The organism is Terriglobus albidus, assembly GCF_025685425.1.
GTDB lineage: Bacteria > Acidobacteriota > Terriglobia > Terriglobales > Acidobacteriaceae > Terriglobus > Terriglobus albidus.
This window is the reverse complement of sequence record NZ_JAGTAS010000058.1, coordinates 462,227-479,037: the sequence shown is the minus strand read 5'-3', so window position 1 is coordinate 479,037 and position 16,811 is coordinate 462,227. Positions and strand designations below refer to the sequence as shown.

The 16,811-nt window shown below is 54.4% G+C and carries 14 protein-coding genes and 1 pseudogene; 4 read left to right on the top strand and 11 right to left on the bottom strand.

Going from position 1 to position 16,811, the window contains the following annotated elements; translation table 11 throughout:
* Positions 1 to 3 precede the first annotated feature (3 nt).
* The gene (locus tag OHL21_RS21050; protein ID WP_263419274.1) at positions 4 to 1,002 is read right to left on the bottom strand and encodes a LysR family transcriptional regulator; all 999 of its coding nucleotides are present in this window, start codon (positions 1,000 to 1,002) and stop codon (positions 4 to 6) included.
* A 287-nt stretch (positions 1,003 to 1,289) separates the two neighbouring features.
* Here OHL21_RS21050 and OHL21_RS24590 point away from each other — a divergent pair.
* Positions 1,290 to 1,409: pseudogene (locus tag OHL21_RS24590) on the top strand (hypothetical protein); the annotation flags it as partial.
* Here OHL21_RS24590 and OHL21_RS21045 read toward each other — a convergent pair.
* Together OHL21_RS21045 and OHL21_RS21040 are read right to left on the bottom strand one after the other, a co-directional pair.
* Positions 1,408 to 2,736 carry a tyrosine-type recombinase/integrase gene (locus OHL21_RS21045; RefSeq protein WP_399259061.1) on the bottom strand — a complete coding sequence of 443 codons (1,329 nt, stop codon included), beginning with the start codon at positions 2,734 to 2,736 and terminating at the stop codon, positions 1,408 to 1,410. The pseudogene OHL21_RS24590 and the gene OHL21_RS21045 sit on opposite strands and share 2 nt — an antisense overlap.
* Positions 2,737 to 2,931: 195 nt before the next feature.
* Positions 2,932 to 3,225: an ArsR/SmtB family transcription factor gene (locus OHL21_RS21040; RefSeq protein ID WP_263419272.1), complete on the bottom strand. Its 294-nt coding sequence runs from the start codon at positions 3,223 to 3,225 to the stop codon at positions 2,932 to 2,934.
* Positions 3,226 to 3,364: 139 nt separating this feature from the next.
* Between OHL21_RS21040 and OHL21_RS21035 the strand changes: the two genes are divergently transcribed.
* Both OHL21_RS21035 and OHL21_RS21030 read left to right on the top strand, forming a co-directional pair.
* On the top strand, positions 3,365 to 4,375 hold the full coding sequence (locus tag OHL21_RS21035; protein ID WP_263419271.1) for a zinc-dependent alcohol dehydrogenase family protein: 1,011 nt from the start codon (positions 3,365 to 3,367) through the stop codon (positions 4,373 to 4,375).
* Positions 4,376 to 4,552: 177 nt separating this feature from the next.
* A complete protein-coding gene (locus tag OHL21_RS21030; protein WP_263419270.1) occupies positions 4,553 to 4,990 on the top strand; it encodes a CBS domain-containing protein in 438 nt (145 codons plus the stop codon).
* A gap of 244 nt (positions 4,991 to 5,234) precedes the next feature.
* Here OHL21_RS21030 and OHL21_RS21025 read toward each other — a convergent pair whose 3' ends face one another.
* Complete coding sequence (locus OHL21_RS21025) at positions 5,235 to 5,888, bottom strand: response regulator transcription factor (RefSeq protein ID WP_263419269.1); 654 nt, start codon at positions 5,886 to 5,888, stop codon at positions 5,235 to 5,237.
* Between the two features lie 275 nt (positions 5,889 to 6,163).
* On the opposite strand from OHL21_RS21025, the gene OHL21_RS21020 reads away from it, so the two are divergent.
* Positions 6,164 to 7,375, top strand: a complete 1,212-nt coding sequence (locus OHL21_RS21020) for a hypothetical protein (RefSeq protein ID WP_263419268.1) — start codon at positions 6,164 to 6,166, stop codon at positions 7,373 to 7,375.
* A gap of 191 nt (positions 7,376 to 7,566) precedes the next feature.
* Here OHL21_RS21020 and OHL21_RS21015 read toward each other — a convergent pair whose 3' ends face one another.
* The 7 genes from OHL21_RS21015 to OHL21_RS20985 all read right to left on the bottom strand — a co-directional run bounded on the left by OHL21_RS21015 (position 7,567) and on the right by OHL21_RS20985 (position 16,721).
* On the bottom strand, positions 7,567 to 8,664 hold the full coding sequence (locus OHL21_RS21015) for a GNAT family N-acetyltransferase (RefSeq protein WP_263419267.1): 1,098 nt from the start codon (positions 8,662 to 8,664) through the stop codon (positions 7,567 to 7,569).
* A 154-nt stretch (positions 8,665 to 8,818) separates the two neighbouring features.
* Positions 8,819 to 9,919 (bottom strand): glycosyltransferase family 4 protein, encoded by a 1,101-nt coding sequence (locus tag OHL21_RS21010; protein ID WP_263419266.1) that lies wholly within the window; start codon positions 9,917 to 9,919, stop codon positions 8,819 to 8,821.
* Between the two features lie 8 nt (positions 9,920 to 9,927).
* Positions 9,928 to 11,394 (bottom strand): O-antigen ligase family protein, encoded by a 1,467-nt coding sequence (locus OHL21_RS21005; protein WP_263419265.1) that lies wholly within the window; start codon positions 11,392 to 11,394, stop codon positions 9,928 to 9,930.
* Entirely contained in the window at positions 11,391 to 12,743 is a 1,353-nt protein-coding gene (locus OHL21_RS21000) for an oligosaccharide flippase family protein (RefSeq protein ID WP_263419264.1), read from the bottom strand. The genes OHL21_RS21005 and OHL21_RS21000 overlap by 4 nt, the downstream gene beginning before the upstream one ends.
* A gap of 2 nt (positions 12,744 to 12,745) precedes the next feature.
* Entirely contained in the window at positions 12,746 to 13,870 is a 1,125-nt protein-coding gene (locus OHL21_RS20995; protein ID WP_263419263.1) for a glycosyltransferase, read from the bottom strand.
* A 26-nt stretch (positions 13,871 to 13,896) separates the two neighbouring features.
* Complete coding sequence (locus OHL21_RS20990; RefSeq protein WP_263419262.1) at positions 13,897 to 15,183, bottom strand: glycosyltransferase family 4 protein; 1,287 nt, start codon at positions 15,181 to 15,183, stop codon at positions 13,897 to 13,899.
* Entirely contained in the window at positions 15,180 to 16,721 is a 1,542-nt protein-coding gene (locus tag OHL21_RS20985) for a sugar transferase (RefSeq protein WP_263419261.1), read from the bottom strand. The genes OHL21_RS20990 and OHL21_RS20985 overlap by 4 nt, the downstream gene beginning before the upstream one ends.
* Between the last annotated feature and the right edge of the window lie 90 nt (positions 16,722 to 16,811).

Below are 16,811 nucleotides of genomic sequence, written 5' to 3'. Positions count from 1 at the left end.
GATTCAACCCGCTTTGAGTTCGGCATCGTCATCTCCAAACAAACCTTGTTGGGAAGACATTGGGCCACTCTGGCGATGGGACTCCGTTTCGCTCTGAAGGTCCGGGGAGATTGTGAAGCGCTTTTCTAGCTCTTTTATGAGTACAGACATTACCTTCCGTTTTTGTTCCGGGTGATAGACAATTGCTGAATCAATCGTCCAAGACACACCTTCAATGGGGCGGGTTGTGAGATCTTTGTGCAAGTGTTGGCGCTCTCGTATGAGAGCGAAGCATAAACCCTCGCGGACCATCCATTGTATGTGCTCTCCATTGAAGGTCGGATTGGATATGCGCGGTTCGATCCCCTTTTCGTTAAGCATTTCGAGCAAGCGTGCGTGTGCCCTGGGATGGTGACGCGGGTCGCTGAAAATTCGTAGACGTCCCGTTAGGTCGGCAGGGGATAGCGAAGTCTTTTCTGCTAAAGGATCATCAGCGCGAATACAAACGACCAATCGTTCGTGCATCATTGGCTGGATTTTCAAAACGTCGTCTTGGAGGGGCAATGTAACCAATGCTGCATCGAGTTGCCGTTCTTTGAGGAGTCCGATGAGCTCCTCAAGATCGAAGCTCGCCGGCTCGATGGTAGCTTTTGGAAACAGTTGTCTGTACGCAGAGCAGACTTCGCTAATTACGTCGTGCTCCACGAAGGCCGTAAAGCCAAGGCTGAAGGGGTATATTGAGACCTGTTGTCGTGCCTGCAGGTTGTCGATTAGTTCGGCGCGCTCTTTTAGCTTTACGCGGGCGAATGCGAGCAGCAACTCTCCCTCGTCGTTGAGTATCGCGCGTCCTCTAGTCCGATCTAAGAGCTGAACGCCCAATGCGTCTTCCAGCTCTGATATCTGTCTACTCAGCGCGGACTGGGCTAACGGCAGCTGGAAAGCGGCGGCGGTAAGAGTCCCGGCCTCCGCAATCGCAACGATGGAACGGAGGTGCTTGAATTCGAGCGAATCGTAAAGGCTCATGCCACGCGCTCCCCTTGCTCAGCTGAGCGGGCGTGTTACTTGTTTTCTTCGACGTCAAGGGACGCAAAATGAGAGCGTTGCACCCGACATATAAGTATTTAGAACGTTGGAAATATGTAAAAGTTGCACCTTCGGATTCAAGCGATCGCCGATCGCGGGATTTGCGTTCGCAAATTGCGATGGTTTCGGATCGCGAATGAGCATTGGACTTCTGAGCAAATGGCCGTCAATCTGAATGGACAGCGCGGAAAAGGGCTGGGAATCCAGATCCCGGGAGGGGCTAATCGATGCTGGAAGAACTCAAATCAAAACGGACCGCGATGACGGCCAAGGAGATGGCAAGCATCCTCTCTTTGAGCGAGCGAGAAATCTACAAGCTGGCAGCCTCGAATCAGATTCCGCATTTCAAGATCGGTGCTTCTGTGCGGTTCGATCCGCCTTCGATCGTTGTCTGGTTGGAGGCGCGAATGATAGTGCCAGGAGTCCGGCGTTCACCTTCTTCCGTACGTCCTCACCGTGAGCGGCTTTCAGATATCGCATAGTTGTCTTGACATCCTTATGGCCTAACCAACGAGAGACCGTAATGATATCGACGCCGCTCCGTAAATGCATTGTTGCGAAGGTTGCGCGAAACTTGTGCAGATAAAAATGCTCGCAGCAGGGCGCGACAGCACAGATTTCTCCGTCTGAATTCTCACAATCTCCGCAATTCAGTTTCGCTCGTAACGCTATCGCTTTGCAGTATTCCAGAAACTCATCCGATGGTTTGCCTCCAGGCTTCGCATTCGGTGCTTTCCAATGTGGCTTCGAAGGAAAGATCAGTTTTGAATTTGATTTCTTCTTCGCCGCACTCAGCAACTTCATCAGGAAGTCCGGCAGAGGAACCTCTCGGGTTTGCCGACTCTTAGGTTCAAATCTCCAGCTTTGTGATGCCGAGGCCTCTTTATGCGTGACTCGGACCGTGCCATTAGCAAAGTCAAGGTCGCTCCAGACCGTATGACGCACTTCGGCATCGCGGAATCCAGACTGCAGGAAGAATTGAAAAAGCAGGTATTCGTCGGGAGTGCAGGCTTGGAAGAATTTCTTCAGCTCCTCAGGGGTATAGCTTTCTGGATCTTCCTCGGTGTACCGGGGCCAGTCTCCCTTTCGCAGTAATTTCTGCACGCCGAAGGTTTTCAGGAATGAGGCCACAATGATGGTCTTATTTTTTACGGTTCTCGCCGACAATCCTAGCTTGTAGAGAAAAGCCTGGAAGTCCATCATGTCGTCACGGTCGACCGCATCTACGGTCGCTTTGGACAGCGATTTCTTGAATAAGGTGAGGGTGTGCCTGTAGTGCCTGTAGGTCGATTTGGCATGGTTCATCTCGATATTGCGTAGATATCTCTCTACGGCATCGCTGACGAGCAACTGGCGGGTAGTTGGCTGGCTATCTGTCTCAACAACCTCTACGCCGGCCGCCTTGGCATCGAGCAATGCTCGCTGCCGTTGGGCCTCCCCTAGTACTTCGGAGGGAACCGTTCCGACGCTCTTGCGTCGACGTGCGCTCCCCTCCCTCCATTCGATGAAGTATTTGCCCTCCGGATGATGTACCGGAGCCCCATTCACGAGGACATAGTCCCAATGAATGTTTCCGCTAGGGCGTTTTGCTACCGGCGCGAAACGCCAGCGGCCATCATGCTTGATGTACTTGGTGATATTCACGCGCTCGGCGTAGGTGCTCGGAATCGCCATGCCGCCATTGTATGCAAAATTTGGACAGTAAGCTGGACAGTAAGGAGGGAAAAGGGGCGTAAGCTATTGATAATAATAGTGAAAAATATTATAGCTTGGGAAGCTGACGTTCTGCCACTGAACTACTCCCGCTCGTGGAGTCAATTATAGAATGCTGCGGTATCTCTGCGGAACATCCATTCGGTCGCGTGGCGCTTAGGTGCGCATTCTCTTCCTTGCTGTGCTCGCAGGTCGCTCGAGAACCGCGTCGAGAAGGTTGGGGAAGCGCGCGTCCAGATCTTTACGGCGAAGGGCATTCAGCAGAGCTGTCCCCTGCCGGGTGGTGGCCACAATCCCCGACTCCCGCAGGACACGGAAGTGATGCGATAGGGAAGATTTGGGCCGGTCTACCTCGAAGACGCCGCAGGTGGCTGGGCCGTCTTCGTCGAGCTGACGAACGATGCTCAGTCTGACCTCATCGCTCAAGGCATAGAGAATCTGGGTGAGCATGAGCTCACTGCGATCCGGTTCTTTGGGGAGAAAGACTCGTATGACGAAGTTCCTTTCGAGTTGACACGGTGGCGGTCAACATCTATGGTCATTCTACTATTGTACGAAAATATTCGAACAATCGAATTGGAGGGTAACGATGAAAGCATGGCAGCTACAAGGTTTTGGGCGGGAAAATCTGGTTCTGGCCGATGTCCCTGATCCCCGTCCGGGGCCGTCCGAGGTGTTGATACGTGTCGGTGCGGTTTCGCTGAACTATCGGGACAAACTGGTTGCGGAAGGTCTCTACAATCCGGATGTGATCTTTCCGATGACGCAGGTTGCAGATACTGTCGGCGAGATCGTTGAAGTGGGGCGCGACGTGACCCGGATGGCAACAGGCGATCGTGTCCTGACGCAGTATGCCACTCGCTGGATTGATGGAGAACCCGACGGGGATGAAGTAGTGCATACGTTGGGAAGCACCATCCAGGGCGGGCTCGCCGAGTATCTCGTTCTCGATGAGAGCGCGGTTGTGAAGGCTCCCAAGTATATGAGCGACGAGGAGGCGGCGACACTTCCAGTGGCTGCATTGACGGCATGGTTTTCTCTGGTGACCCGAGGAAGGCTCTCTGCCGGGCAAACGGTGGTGCTGCAGGGAACAGGCGGTGTTTCGCTCTTCGGTTTGCAGATTGCTCATGCGCTCGGAGCGCGCACGATTGTGACGTCGAGCAGCGATGAGAAATTGGAACGTGTTCGAGCGTTGGGAGCCACAGAGACCGTGAACTATGCGCGTACTCCGGATTGGGAGAAGGAAGTTCTGTCCCTGACAGATGGGAAGGGCGCTGACCATATCCTCGAGGTTGTTGGTGGAGAGAGCCTGGCACAATCTCTGACTGCGGTAAAGCCCGGAGGCCGGATTACGGTGATCGGTATCCTGGATGGATTTATGTCGGAGATTCCGATTTTTACGCTCCTCAGAAAACAGGCCGTTATTCAAGGGGTGGTTACTGGCCCGCGGCGTGTCTTCGAAGAGATGAACGAGGCACTTGAGCGTCTGCGAATACGTCCCGTGATTGATGCCGTGTATGCATTCGAAGATGCTCTCAAGGCATATGAGCACCTGTATCGGGGAGCGTTCGGAAAAGTTGTAATCCGCGTACGTAAATAGGGCGCACGCAACACCAGAAGGCGACCATATTTTTTTATCAATAAGGCTGCCTGAAAACCTCGAGAAAACTCTGTTCGCAGCAAAACGCAATCCTCTCCGGGTGCATCTGAGTTACCTACGCACCCTGCAAATCAAGTTCCATGGATTTCCCCAGAACTCATGGAATCGGAGGAAGTTATGAAGGTGAGAGAAGTGATGACATCCAATCCCATCTGTTGCGTTCCGGGCGATACCGCGCAACATGTGGCGAAGTTGATGTGCGAACAGAATGTTGGAGCCCTTCCTGTAGTTGCCGATCAGCAATCCCGCACGCTGACAGGGATGATTACCGATCGCGATCTCTGTTGTTCGGTCATTGCTCAAGGCCTCGATCCTAAAAGCACGACAATCCAGAGATATATGCGTCAGAACCCCGTGGCATGCCGCGACGGCGAGAACCTGGAGCATTGCGAAGATGCAATGCAAAAACATCAGATTCGCCGTGTTCCTGTCGTTGATGGCGAGGGCCGTTGTATTGGCATCGTCGCGCAGGCGGACCTGGCGCTCAAAGATAAATCGGAGAGAGTATCCAAGACCGTGGCGGAGATCTCCAGGAGCCGGTCTGTAGCGGCATGATGAGAGATCTACTGCGATTGAAGTGCTTAAAGCGGGAACGATCTCTGCAAATGACCTGACACCAGAAGGCTGGTGTCAGGCCTTGTGCAGGTATATAGCAGGATCATGCTAGTGTCCTGAATCTAACGTTCGTGACATCCGAAGCTTTGAAAAGAGGTCCTTCACGAATTACCCCAGCGAACAAGTTCCGCGGACCCCGAACGTTCAAGATGACAAAGACCTTGCTAAGAACTTCAGATTCACACTAGAAGGTCACGAGGCGCTGCTTGGCTGCGTAGATTACGAGAGAGGTTCTATCGTCCACCTCAAGTTTGCGAAAGATAGAAGTCAAGTGATGCGAAACAGTAGCAAGGCTGATATGAAGCCGATCTGCAATCTCTTTGTTGCGCAGTCCCTGGCAGATCAGTTCGACCACTTCACGCTCTCGTGGTGTGAGAGACGCAACCTTGCATTCATCGGCATCGGGAACCTGACGCCTCGTCAGAACCTGTTCAAGCATGCGCTCCGCCGCGGCCTGCTCCAGCCAGACCCCGCCATTGATGACCTTACGGATAGCCATCGGAATCTGCTGGACGGGCCATTCGCGTTGAAAGACACCTTTAGCCCCGCATCGCAAGGCGCCTTCAAGAAAGGCCATATCCTTTCGATTCGTGACCACGATGACTCGGGTCTCCTCGATTTCGCTGACGAGGAGTTCCAACTCTTTCAGTTCTTCTCGAAGAATTTCTGCACTCACCAGCAACACATCCGGTGAGTAATTTCGTACTGCATCAAGGAGCCGCTCTGGGTTTTGACATTCTGCAAGAATCCTTATATCGGATTGGTCGGCTACCGCACTTCTCAGACCTGAAAGAGACATTGGTTGATTATCAGCAATGACTACATCGATCGCTGCCATATTCCTCCCCGCCCTGCTTGGGCAAACCTCGGCAGCCAAATTGATTTTCGTGCGTGTGATTCACGCATCTAAAAATTAGAAGATGTCCCACTCTTACTTTCGCGTTTAGATGCATAGAGAGCAAGATCGGTTGGACATGGAGATCTGTACTAACTATGCGCTTTATGTATCGTTGGAAAGTTATTGTAATTTCAGTCGCTTGTGTCGCTGCCGCAATCGTGGCCTTCGATCATTGGTGCGGATCAACACATTCTTTTGCGGCTTCCTCACCGTCGGTGAGCGCACAATCGGCAGAACAGTCGCGCAGCGCGTATGGCTTCGTCAACAGTATTGGCGTGAATACACACTTGAATTATTTCGATCGTGAGTATGGCAATTTCTCGTTTGTAAAAAATGAGCTGCAAATGATCGGTATCAGACATTTGCGCGACGGTATTCATTTTCAGGATCCTGGCTACAACCGCCTTATATATGGACGCTGGGCAGAATTGGGTGCCCTCGGCATTCGATTCGATGCAGTTGTGGATCCGCGAAACAATCTCGGCCCAATGAGGCCGGAGTTACTGGAAGAGGCCGACAAATTATCAAATCATTCGATTGAGGCGTTTGAAGGGCCGAACGAGATGGACATCAGTGGACAGACCGATTGGACCTCCACGGATCGCGACTACATCAAAGCTCTCTTTCGTTCAGCAAGGGCACTTGCCGGCGGTAGTCGTTTCCAGATCATCGGTCCATCACTCGCCTTCGCAAAGCGTGGTCCAGAGCTGGGGAATCTCGCTGATTCTATCGATGCCGGGAATCTTCATCCATATCCGGCAGGGAAGATGCCATCCCACGTCTTTCCAGAGCAGACGGATTTCGCAAAGAATGTGTCGGGCGCGAAGAACATTGTTGTTACAGAGAGCGGGTACCACAATGCTCTGAACGACCACACGGATCAGCCTGCTGTCTCGGAGCTGGCCTCATCGAAATACATTCCACGGCTGTTTCTTGAGAACTTCTCGCGGGGCATTCAACGGACATATCTCTATGAATTGCTGGATGAGACGGCTGACCCCGGCCTCACGAACAATCAACTGCATTGGGGGCTGATTCGTGCTGACAGGTCTGAGAAGCCTGCATTCACCGCAATCAAGAGACTTATCGAAGAGCTGAACGATACGGCCACGCCTGCTCGCCTCCATTCACTAGCCTGGTCGCTTGAAGCGAAAGATCCTCATATCCATCATCTGCTGCTCGAGAAGTCGAGTGGGGAGTTCTATCTTGTGCTCTGGCAGGAGACGCCAAGCTATGACACGTTCTGGCAGAAGGACATTTCGAATTCGCCCATCGTAACAACGATGACGCTGGCTAGTCCCGCTCGCCGCATCGTTCTCTACGAGCCTTCCATACAGGGTGAGCCGTTGAAAGAGTGGAAGGATACCGCGAAGGTTCCTTTGGCCATTCCGGATCATCCGCTCGTTATCGGCATCGCTTCGCGATAGCAATGGGCGTTTTCATTGCGGAAAAACGCCCATAGATGCGGATGCTCTGGACTACACCCGCAGGGAAAATGCTCTAGTCGCATTTTCCCTGTTGCTGGGTTTCCCGGAAGGGTGTGCAGCGGCGTTTTCATTGCGGAAAAACGCCCATAGTTGCGGATGCTCTGGACTACACCTGCAGGGAAAATGCTCTATCAGAAAAAGAAGTGGTCCTCCGTAAGCAGTGACCGTACGCCGGCTATGACGCGACCGACGCGAGTAGATCTGACGGCCGCGAATCTGGGGCTAATAACCCCACCGAAGCCGGTGTAATGAAGGATGCTGCCCGAGGTTCCCAAGCCCGCGAAGTCGAAGGTCAGGCCCTTGTTGGCCGCATGCTGGATGGCCTTCCATACGAGCAGGCTTGCCGCTCCATTTCCGGCAGCATCACTGCGGGTACAGGAGATGTAATAGGAGGTCTTGTGATCCCAGGCGCAGAAATTAGCTGCCACGGTTTCCCCCGCGCGGTTCCTGGCGGCAATCACACGTCCCTGATTGTGTTGGAGCGCAGCTTCAATAAGCCTTTTACAAGCTGACAGATCCAGCTTATTGCGCACGCTTTTTGATGAGAGGTTGTTTTCATACAGCCGGATAAATGCACCGGCGTCTGGCATTTCAACCATTTCGAACTGTTCTTCTGCCCGACGGATTACATTACGCGTTTTGTCGCGCATGCGCTGCCAGATCTCTTTCTCCCCGGCCGGTGTCACCTCGTAGGTAAATTGCACATAGGTGCGAAACGCCTGTTCCTGAAAGGGGATGACGTCGGGTGTTCCCCCGTGACAGCGGATGCATTGCCAGGATGAGGGCGGTAGCTTGTGGATGAGTTCCCGGGTAATTTCCAGTCTGCGAAGATACCGTGTATTTGCACTGCCCTCTCCCTCATCAATTCCTGGTCCGAGAAAGTAGGTAAAGGGCGGAGTCCAGATTCCTTTGAGGCCTAGACGGTTTCTCATCATGAAGGGAAGCCGGCCGACGGTCTGGTTATTCGCCGAGATCTCCAGGATGGTATGGCGGCCTTCGGTGGCTGCCTCCATCCACCAGTCTTCGTGGAAGACGGTAGGAATAAGGTTTGCCCGGGACGAGGAGACGTTGGTTTTGGGCGCGAGATCCTCAGCGCTCGGGGGATGGGCGTGCATGGTTCCGTTGCGAGGGGAAGTTACCTGGAGAAGAGTCGTGTCGAACAACGGTTTTCGCGTACTTTTCGGTTTCTGCGACTCTGCCGTGCTGGTCGCCTCAGTCGTTATCTTCATAGGGAGAGTACTCCTCGCATCGCGCCGCCTTTCTTCCCGGCGTCGCGTATGACCGCGCAGACGAGACACGCCGCACTCTTATCGCGGCGTGCGAAGATTGCATTTGTCTTCCGATATGGATTCGATGGGAACATGCTGTAAGCTGCAAACCCCTTTATTTTTGCCATACCACGTTGGACTCTGTATTGATGTTCGACGATAAGGGGAGCTCCTCATAAACGCCCTGAACTTCGCCGGCCATGACACTGACCCTATAGTCTTCAATGCCGTTCAGCGCTTGTTTTCTCCATGCGTCACGCTCGTCCACGGATCCGATCAAGGACGATATGGCTCTGGCGAGCGCTTCCGGAGAATGAGGCGGCACCATGACCCCGGCACGTCCATCGTCCAGCGCTTCAGAGATACCATCCACGTTGGTAGCGACAATAGCGCATCCTGCCTGGCGCGCCTCAATCAGTACTAATCCAAACGACTCTCGCCGTGAAGCCAGGACGAACACATCCGCACTTAACATGTATGCCTGGGGTACTGCCTGAAACCCCTCGAAATGAATGCGGTCATGGAAGAGGGACTGCTGTGCTCGCTGTTCGAAGATCTTCCGTTCCGGTCCATCGCCAACGAGATAGAAGTGCGCCGTTGGGAACTTGCGCCCGACAGACTCAAATGCCTCGATGAGTTCTTCAATGCCTTTGCGGCTCGTCATGCCGGCGACAGTAACAATCGCCGGATGCTCCAATTGCATAGGCTGGATCTCATTGAGTTGCGGTTGGCGCTGATTTTGTAACGTTCGGTTGAGAACGACCCTTATCTTGTGCGGTGCGATTCCCTGGCCTTCCATCGTTACGGCAACCGATTGACTGACGACGATAATGCGATCGGCGAGTCCCATCAGGATGGAACTTCGATCGTGGACATTGTGGACGTGGCCGACCAGGACGAACCGCCGGAATCTGCGCCAGACCCATGCAAGCAGCAGTCCGGTGCGCATGTGTGCGTGAACAACATCCGGCTGAAACTCCCGGAGGATCTGTCCAAATCGAATGATAGCGCGTAATAGCTGCAGGGGACGGCGGGCCTGATTGAGCGTGATGTGGGTCGCGCCGGCTCTCTCCAGCAGGCCCTGATACCCTCCACCGTCTGAGACAACGGCAACGGGAACGCCTGTTCGCGCCTGCTCGGCAGCGAGGTCGACCGCAGTATTGACGATGCCATTACCCTGATCGGTTACGTCATTGAGGATATGGAGAACTCGCATGTCCCCTCCTAGGTGGTTGCGTAGCTGGCGGTTGGGTTAGGTTGATGGTCCATTGCTGTTTCGCGCGTTTCTGGACTGCAAGCTGCAGCGAGGCACATCGATGCAAATGTCCAGACCATGAAACCCAGAACGCCCAGCATTACGCTGTTCAGCATGGACTGTGCGACAAGGCCAATCAGGATGGCATGCGATGAGAGGACAAAGGTGTCTCGCCGATGATGTCGAAGCAGTTGAAAGAAAAGATAGCCGAGGCCCAGCATGTAGATGAATGTACCGACCCACCCGAGGGAATAGAAAAACTCAAGCAGGGTGCTGTCATGGGGCCCGATCATATCGTCGTCGCCTTCCGTGTTGTGGTTCGTATCGGTGCTGCCGATACCTTCACCCCAGGGTTCCTGCGCAATCTCATGAAAAGCTCGCTGATGGCCTTCAATACGAGCAAGATAGCTCACGTCCTGTGATGGCTGGGAGAATGTACGCATGCGTTGTGCGACAACCTCATCAACACCAGGAACCTGTGTGGCGGCCAGCAGGAATGCGAAGCAAGCAAGCGAGGCAAGAGCGAAATTAACGCGTGCGCGCATTCCCAGGCGGAATAGAAGATAGACGCCGCCGGCTACCAGGCTGAGCCACGAGGAACGGCTAAGGGTCATGATGAGGCTGACGAATCCGAATGCCGCGGATAGCAGACGGAGCTTCTGCTTCGAGTTGAATAGCAACAGCAGACCGGTGGCCATCGCCGCCGCAAAGATGGCCGGTGCATTCATGGTGCTAAATGCCCGGGTCTTCATGGGATCGATTTCGCCAAACGAATTCATCTGGACATGCAGCATCCAGGCACGATCCCATTCTGGAAGGAAAAAAAACTGATAGACGCCGTAGGCGCCCAGGATCAATACGCCGTAAAGAAATGATTTTTGAATCACACTGCGGAACTCAGGATAGAGTTCCCGATACTGATAAATGAATAGACCGAAGATGACCGGCACCAGCCAATTCAACAGTGCGCGCAATACGTTGAATAGTGGAAGAGTCACAAGGCCGAAGACAAAGCCATAGAAGATTGCCGCCAATGCGCAGACATAAGGAACGGTTCCCCGGTCAGTAAGGCATCGCAGGTTCGCGAGCAACGGAATTCCAGCAAGGCCGGCAACGAGGTAGGGAGCAATTTCAACCGGGTTCGCAGGTGTGTATCCCGACTGATAGTCCGCCATACGGCCGAGAAATGGAGTCACAAACCATAGCCAAAAGGTGAGGCCAACATAGTGGGGCTTCGAACGCCAGAGGAGAAATGCACCTATGATCAGGCTGAGGGCGGGGAATGCAAGCCTTAGAAGCCCACCCTGATGGCCAAGAATCAAAATTGTGGGAAGCCCTATAAGGATCAGGATGGCGCATAGAACCTGCCCGCGGTGCAAGGTGGGATGGACGGCGGCGCCGAGGGGATACTGTTGCACATCTGTGAGAACAGTCATGCGGCACGCTCCAAACGCCAGCCAGAGACCACACTCCACAAGAGGCGGATATCGGCACCCTCGGGGACGAGGCTTGGTGGCTTGGTTTTGAGGAACCAGTGGAAGCCGACATAGACGAAGATCAGTCTCGCGATCGTCGACGTAAGAAGCGATACCGCGGCTCCATAGATGCCATAGCGGGGGATCAACAGGAGCATCATAGGAATACTGAACGAAAGCCCGACTGCCTGGAGAACCGTGACTATGCCTGGCCGGTCGAGAGCCATGAAGGCCTGAGCCAGAATAAAGACAGCTCCCGAGAGCACTACTTCCAGAACCAGGATGCGGAGCACGCCGGCGGCTTCAACATATTCACGGCCATAAAGCAGGCGCAACAGGAGCGGGCCGGCGAGACAGACGAAGATGCCGCATACTGCCGTTACAAGTCCGCTGACGCGTACGGCGTCGCCTGTCATAGCAATGACTTCGTCTGCAGAACGTCCCGCAGCTTTGGGGAAGAGCACCATGACCACTGAATTTTGAAAGAGGTTGAGCATCCGGGACAGACTCAACACAACTACATACGATCCCATAGCACTGGGGCTCAGCATGCCTACTACCAGGACTTGGTCGACTTGCAGTGTCAGGGTTCCTAAGACGTCGATTCCGTAGGAACGAATTCCATAGCTCAGGATCTGCTTTACGACCGGCAAGCGTGGGGGCGCAACTCTTGCGGAAACTCGCCGTAAACGCATAGCCATATACCAGAACGCCGGGCCGGACGCCGCAATGTATGCGATTGCGGCGGTTAACGGCGTAAGACGGTGGAAGGCCACAAAACATAAAAGGCCAATCAGGGTCGCAAGGGGTGTGATGATCTGGATTGCATTCGAACCGGAGAAGTCGTGGGATGCTTCAAGCACCGCGCGGCCAACGAGAGTGACGGAGCAGAGCGGCACCGTGATGAGAAACCATTGGGCGGCATGTACGGTCGACGGCGAGTATTGATGGAGCCATTGGGGCAGCAGGAACACCGTGATTGCGGTGGCAAGCATGCCCAGTATCGTTGCCATGAAGAATCCGTTTGCAATAAGTTCTTTTCGATCTTCAGGGCGAAAACGCAGATAGTAGATGAGAGAACTGGGAACGCCCAGTGTTGTAACGCTTGCAATAAAGAGAGGCCACAAGATCATAGCCGCCAGTTCGCCACGGCCCCAGGGTAAAAGCATTCGAGCGGTCAGTATCCCTGTGGAGGCCTGAAGCGCAAGAATGAGAACCTTGCTGGCGATGGAATGAACGACCGCACGCGCACCGTGTCCAGCGTTCGTTTCGGCTGACTTCGGTGGTGAGATCGATTCTGTGGACGACATGCTCATCCAGCCCTCCGCTGTAGCAATTTCAAGCTATGAACCGCAGGCGATACGCTCTCAAGAAAGTCCAGTAGACGCTCCTGAAACACGTTGATGTCATAACGCTGCGCATTTCTCCGGATAGCCGCTGAGTCCCATTCCTGGCTTTCCAGTCTTTCCAACCCTTCAATCAGTGAATCGACAGTTTGCTCGCCAAAGCGAACGCCATTCAAGCCTTCCATGATGGTCTCCGTTGCGCCTCCAGCGTCGTAGGCCACTACCGGCCTGCCAGCCGCATTGATCTCCAGCGGAGCCATTCCGAAATCCTCCTCGCCTGGAAAGATCAGAGCTCGGCAACGGCTCGCATAGCGATTGACGTCGGCATCGGATTGACGCCCGAGGAAAGTAACCGTCGGCCCTGCCATGGCCTGGAGCGACTCGCGGGCTGGGCCATCACCGATAACGATCAGCCGCCGATTGGTTTGCGTACATGCCTGAACCGCGAGGTCAATTCGTTTGTATGCATTCAAGCGGGAGAGAATCAGATAATAATCCTCGATCTCTTTGCTTACCCAGAACCTCGAAGTAACGATCGGAGGTTCGATAACAACCGCATCTACGCCGAAAGCTTCTTTGAGACGGTTCGCCACGATATGCGAGTTTGCGATAAAGAAATCAGGCCGTGTAGCTGCCTGCATTTCCCACTTCTTCAAGCCCTGGACCATAAGATGCAGAAGCATCTTTGTCGGTTTATTGAAGTGTTCGCGTGCGATGTATTCAGGAAAGCGCCATACCCAGCGCATCGGGTTATGGCAATAGCAGACGTGAATCGCGTCTTTGCTGCGCTTCACCCCCTTTGCGTATCCACAGCAGCTGCTGACGATCAGGTCGTATGCAGTCAGATTCGCCGACTCTACCGCGAATGGATACAGAAGGAAATACTGCCGGTACCACTTCGCTTTGGCAGGCAGTGCCTGCATCCAGGTGGTCGTGGCGTCTGCATCGCGGAGATATGGGGGCAGCCGCTCGGGCACCGCCATTGTGGTGTGAAGATCTGCGCCAGGTAAGGTCCGGAGGATCGCCTCCGTTACCCGTTCCGCACCGCCGTTTTGTGCAAGATAGTCCTGGAAGAGTGCAATTCTGGGCATAAGAACCCCTTGTTCCTTGAAATCTGTTAATCGAGGAACTTCGTTTTGAAATCGTGTTCTGTACTGCTTTTCGCATTCACCTCGCAGTGGACAAGAGGACCGAGCTCATGCGGGTTGGGCGTATGTCGCTGCCGTGGTGTTGTGGAAACTACCTTTTCATAAAGTTTTTTCAGCTCCTCCCGAAATCTCTCTGAAGAGAATCGCGGGCAGGTTTCAAGCCGCGCTGTGATGGCTACAGCGTCGAGCAGAGGTCGGTTCTGGGATAACTGGAGCAATCTGCCCGCCAGGCCGGCAGTGTCTCCGGGTTCTACGAGCCATCCAGTTCGCGCGTCCTCAACGATCTCCGGAATTCCTCCCGTGCGTGTCGTAAGCACAGGCGTACCGCTGGACATCGCCTCTATGAGGACCAGGCCAAAAGGTTCATCCAAGGAGTTCAATACAAGCAGATCGGCCGCTCTTAGGAGTGCCGATGTATTACGAATTTCACCGATAAGGTGCACCCGTCCTCTGAGTTCAGGGGTGGCTGCAACATGGCGAAGCATCTCAAAGTACTTCTGCTCATGCTCGAAGACGACCTTTCCCGCAATGACAAGATGCATCGTCGGGGCCAGTTGATGTATACCCTGGAAGGCTCGGACGAGCTCCACAAGCCCCTTGCGTGCGCAGATCTGTCCCACCGCGCAAACCAGAAATGCGTTGTAGGGGACTCCGATCATTGACCGGAAATTACGATCGCCGTATGACTTCAGCGGAAACTGAGCCAGATCGGTGCCGTTATAGATCGTGCTCACCTTCCTGCCGAAAGGAAGACTCCCGCGGAAGGCCCTGGCTACAGCGCCAGAGACGGCGACAATTTGCGTGCGGCGGGAAACAAACGCGAGGAAACGGATTGCGCTGCTGAAAGGATGTCGCGGCAGCGTGTCATGCACGTGCCAGATCGAGGGACGCGACATACCGGCAGTCGCCAGGGAAACGACGATGCCTGCACGCAATGTATTCGCATGAATAATGTCGGGCTTGAGATAGACGACTGTCCGGCGCACGGCAACGACGGCTTTGCTCATTGTTCGAGCGGCTTGCCAGAGTTGGCCGAATCGCCATCCAAAGCGAGCCTGTACCTGCGGAATTTCGACACATGGGACATCCTCCGCTGTTACTGCCCTGGTAAGGCGGCCTTCTGCGGGGCATGCAACGAAGGGTTCGTAGTGCTTGCGGTCGAGCGCTCTGATCATGTCCAGAAGGACCCTCTCCGCGCCGCTGACCTGGCCTGTGTGGTTGATATAGAGGACTCGCATTCGACCGAAGGAGTTCATGCCGCTCCCGTCTCTCGCAGAACGACAGGTACAGTGCGGGCGAGGATCTTCATATCGAGTTCTAGCGACCAGTTGTCGATATATTCCAGGTCAAGTTCGATCCAGCGATCGAAGCTCACATTGCTGCGTCCGCCAATCTGCCACAGGCATGTGAGTCCGGGTTTGACGCTGAAGCGTCGCATGAGCCAGGCTTCAGAAAACAGGCCTACGTCGCGCAGGTTCAGAGGACGCGGACCAACAAAGGACATTTCACCTTTGAGGATGTTGATGAGCTGCGGTATCTCGTCAATGGAGGTCCTGCGAAGGAAGGCGCCTACCTTAGTTACGCGAGGATCTTTGAAGATCTTGAACACCGGTCCGCTATTCTCATTGAGATGTTCGAGCGATGCCTGAGCCGCTTCGGCATTGACCACCATCGTGCGGAACTTGTAGATCCAGAAGATGCGGCGTCCAAGGCCATAGCGCTGCTGCAGGAAGAACACCGGACCGGGGCTGGTGCACTTGATAAGAATGGCTACGACTAGAAACACTGGCGCACAGAGAATCAGGCCAAAGAGCGCGCCCACGATGTCGATTCCTCTTTTAATGCGATGGCGGTAATCGTCCTCAACCATCTTGAGAATGACTTTGCGGTGGTCGTAGCTTTCCCGATAGCAGCGGCCCCGGCGCGAAGCATCGAAGAAGAGGTCATCGCGATACTGCACCTGGACACCCACTCGCTCGCAGACCGAGATCGTGTGTTCTATGGCAGCGTAGTCCGATTTCGCCGGCAGGGCGACGATGACCTCATCAACGACCTGCTTCAGCAGAATGTCCTCAAGATCTCCAATCCTGCCCAGGCATCCGGCAGGTGTTTCCAGATGAGATACGACGCTGTCCACGCGTCCCAAAATCTTGTAGTCCCATTTCGGGTGTGCTTTGAGCTCTTCGGCGATGCGGGCGGCGCGCGCACGTCTGCCGACGATTACGGCATATTTGCTTTTCCGGAAGTGAGGTTGCACATAACGGCGGAAAAGGCCAATCGTCGTTCGTGACAAGATGACGCTGGCGCCGGCGATGGCCCAGAAGAGCAGTGCCTCTTTCACGAAGTGGCCATGGTGCCAGATCGTGGCGATCGTCCTTCCTGCAATCAGTGAAGAGAGGAAGGTTGCAAGAATGACTCTGCCCGGAAGGCCCTTCAGCGACTGCACATGCCGCCAGGTATACAGTCCGCAGTAGGAGAAGATGATGTGCCAGAGCATCAGGCACACTGCCAGCACACCAAAGTGTCCGATAGAAATTCGCATGGACAGAAAGCCAAGGGGATTGTTGGAGATCCCAGGCCTTCCGCCTCCGGCCCAGAGAGCCAGATAGATTAGAGCCGCACTCATGCAGGTGAGATCGGCTATACGGCTCGCCGATCCGGCTATGGCTCTCGCTATCGACGGTTGCAGGCGAAGTGCCGATTCCGCCCGCATGGGAGCAACGAACGGCGTGCTGAGCGACTCAAAGCGGGTTGCCGAGCGATCGTCGAACTGCGAATTCTTCTGCTGCTGCATCGCAAACCTCCATCGATGAAGTAAAAAAGAGCATGCGAATCCTCTGGGCTGTGCGAGGCAGAGCGCAGTCAGCCATTACGGTTCGAGAAG

Coding starts and splice junctions, on each gene's coding strand:
- OHL21_RS21050 (WP_263419274.1), bottom strand. CDS start 1,002: ATGAGCCTTTACGATTCGCTCGAATTCAAGCACCTCCGTTCCATCGTT.
- OHL21_RS21040 (WP_263419272.1), bottom strand. CDS start 3,225: ATGCTCACCCAGATTCTCTATGCCTTGAGCGATGAGGTCAGACTGAGC.
- OHL21_RS21025 (WP_263419269.1), bottom strand. CDS start 5,888: ATGGCAGCGATCGATGTAGTCATTGCTGATAATCAACCAATGTCTCTT.
- OHL21_RS21010 (WP_263419266.1), bottom strand. CDS start 9,919: ATGCGAGTTCTCCATATCCTCAATGACGTAACCGATCAGGGTAATGGC.
- OHL21_RS20985 (WP_263419261.1), bottom strand. CDS start 16,721: ATGCAGCAGCAGAAGAATTCGCAGTTCGACGATCGCTCGGCAACCCGC.
- OHL21_RS20990 (WP_263419262.1), bottom strand. CDS start 15,183: ATGAACTCCTTCGGTCGAATGCGAGTCCTCTATATCAACCACACAGGC.
- OHL21_RS20995 (WP_263419263.1), bottom strand. CDS start 13,870: ATGCCCAGAATTGCACTCTTCCAGGACTATCTTGCACAAAACGGCGGT.
- OHL21_RS21035 (WP_263419271.1), top strand. CDS start 3,365: ATGAAAGCATGGCAGCTACAAGGTTTTGGGCGGGAAAATCTGGTTCTG.
- OHL21_RS21030 (WP_263419270.1), top strand. CDS start 4,553: ATGAAGGTGAGAGAAGTGATGACATCCAATCCCATCTGTTGCGTTCCG.
- OHL21_RS21015 (WP_263419267.1), bottom strand. CDS start 8,664: ATGAAGATAACGACTGAGGCGACCAGCACGGCAGAGTCGCAGAAACCG.
- OHL21_RS21045 (WP_399259061.1), bottom strand. CDS start 2,736: ATGGCGATTCCGAGCACCTACGCCGAGCGCGTGAATATCACCAAGTAC.
- OHL21_RS21000 (WP_263419264.1), bottom strand. CDS start 12,743: ATGTCGTCCACAGAATCGATCTCACCACCGAAGTCAGCCGAAACGAAC.
- OHL21_RS21005 (WP_263419265.1), bottom strand. CDS start 11,394: ATGACTGTTCTCACAGATGTGCAACAGTATCCCCTCGGCGCCGCCGTC.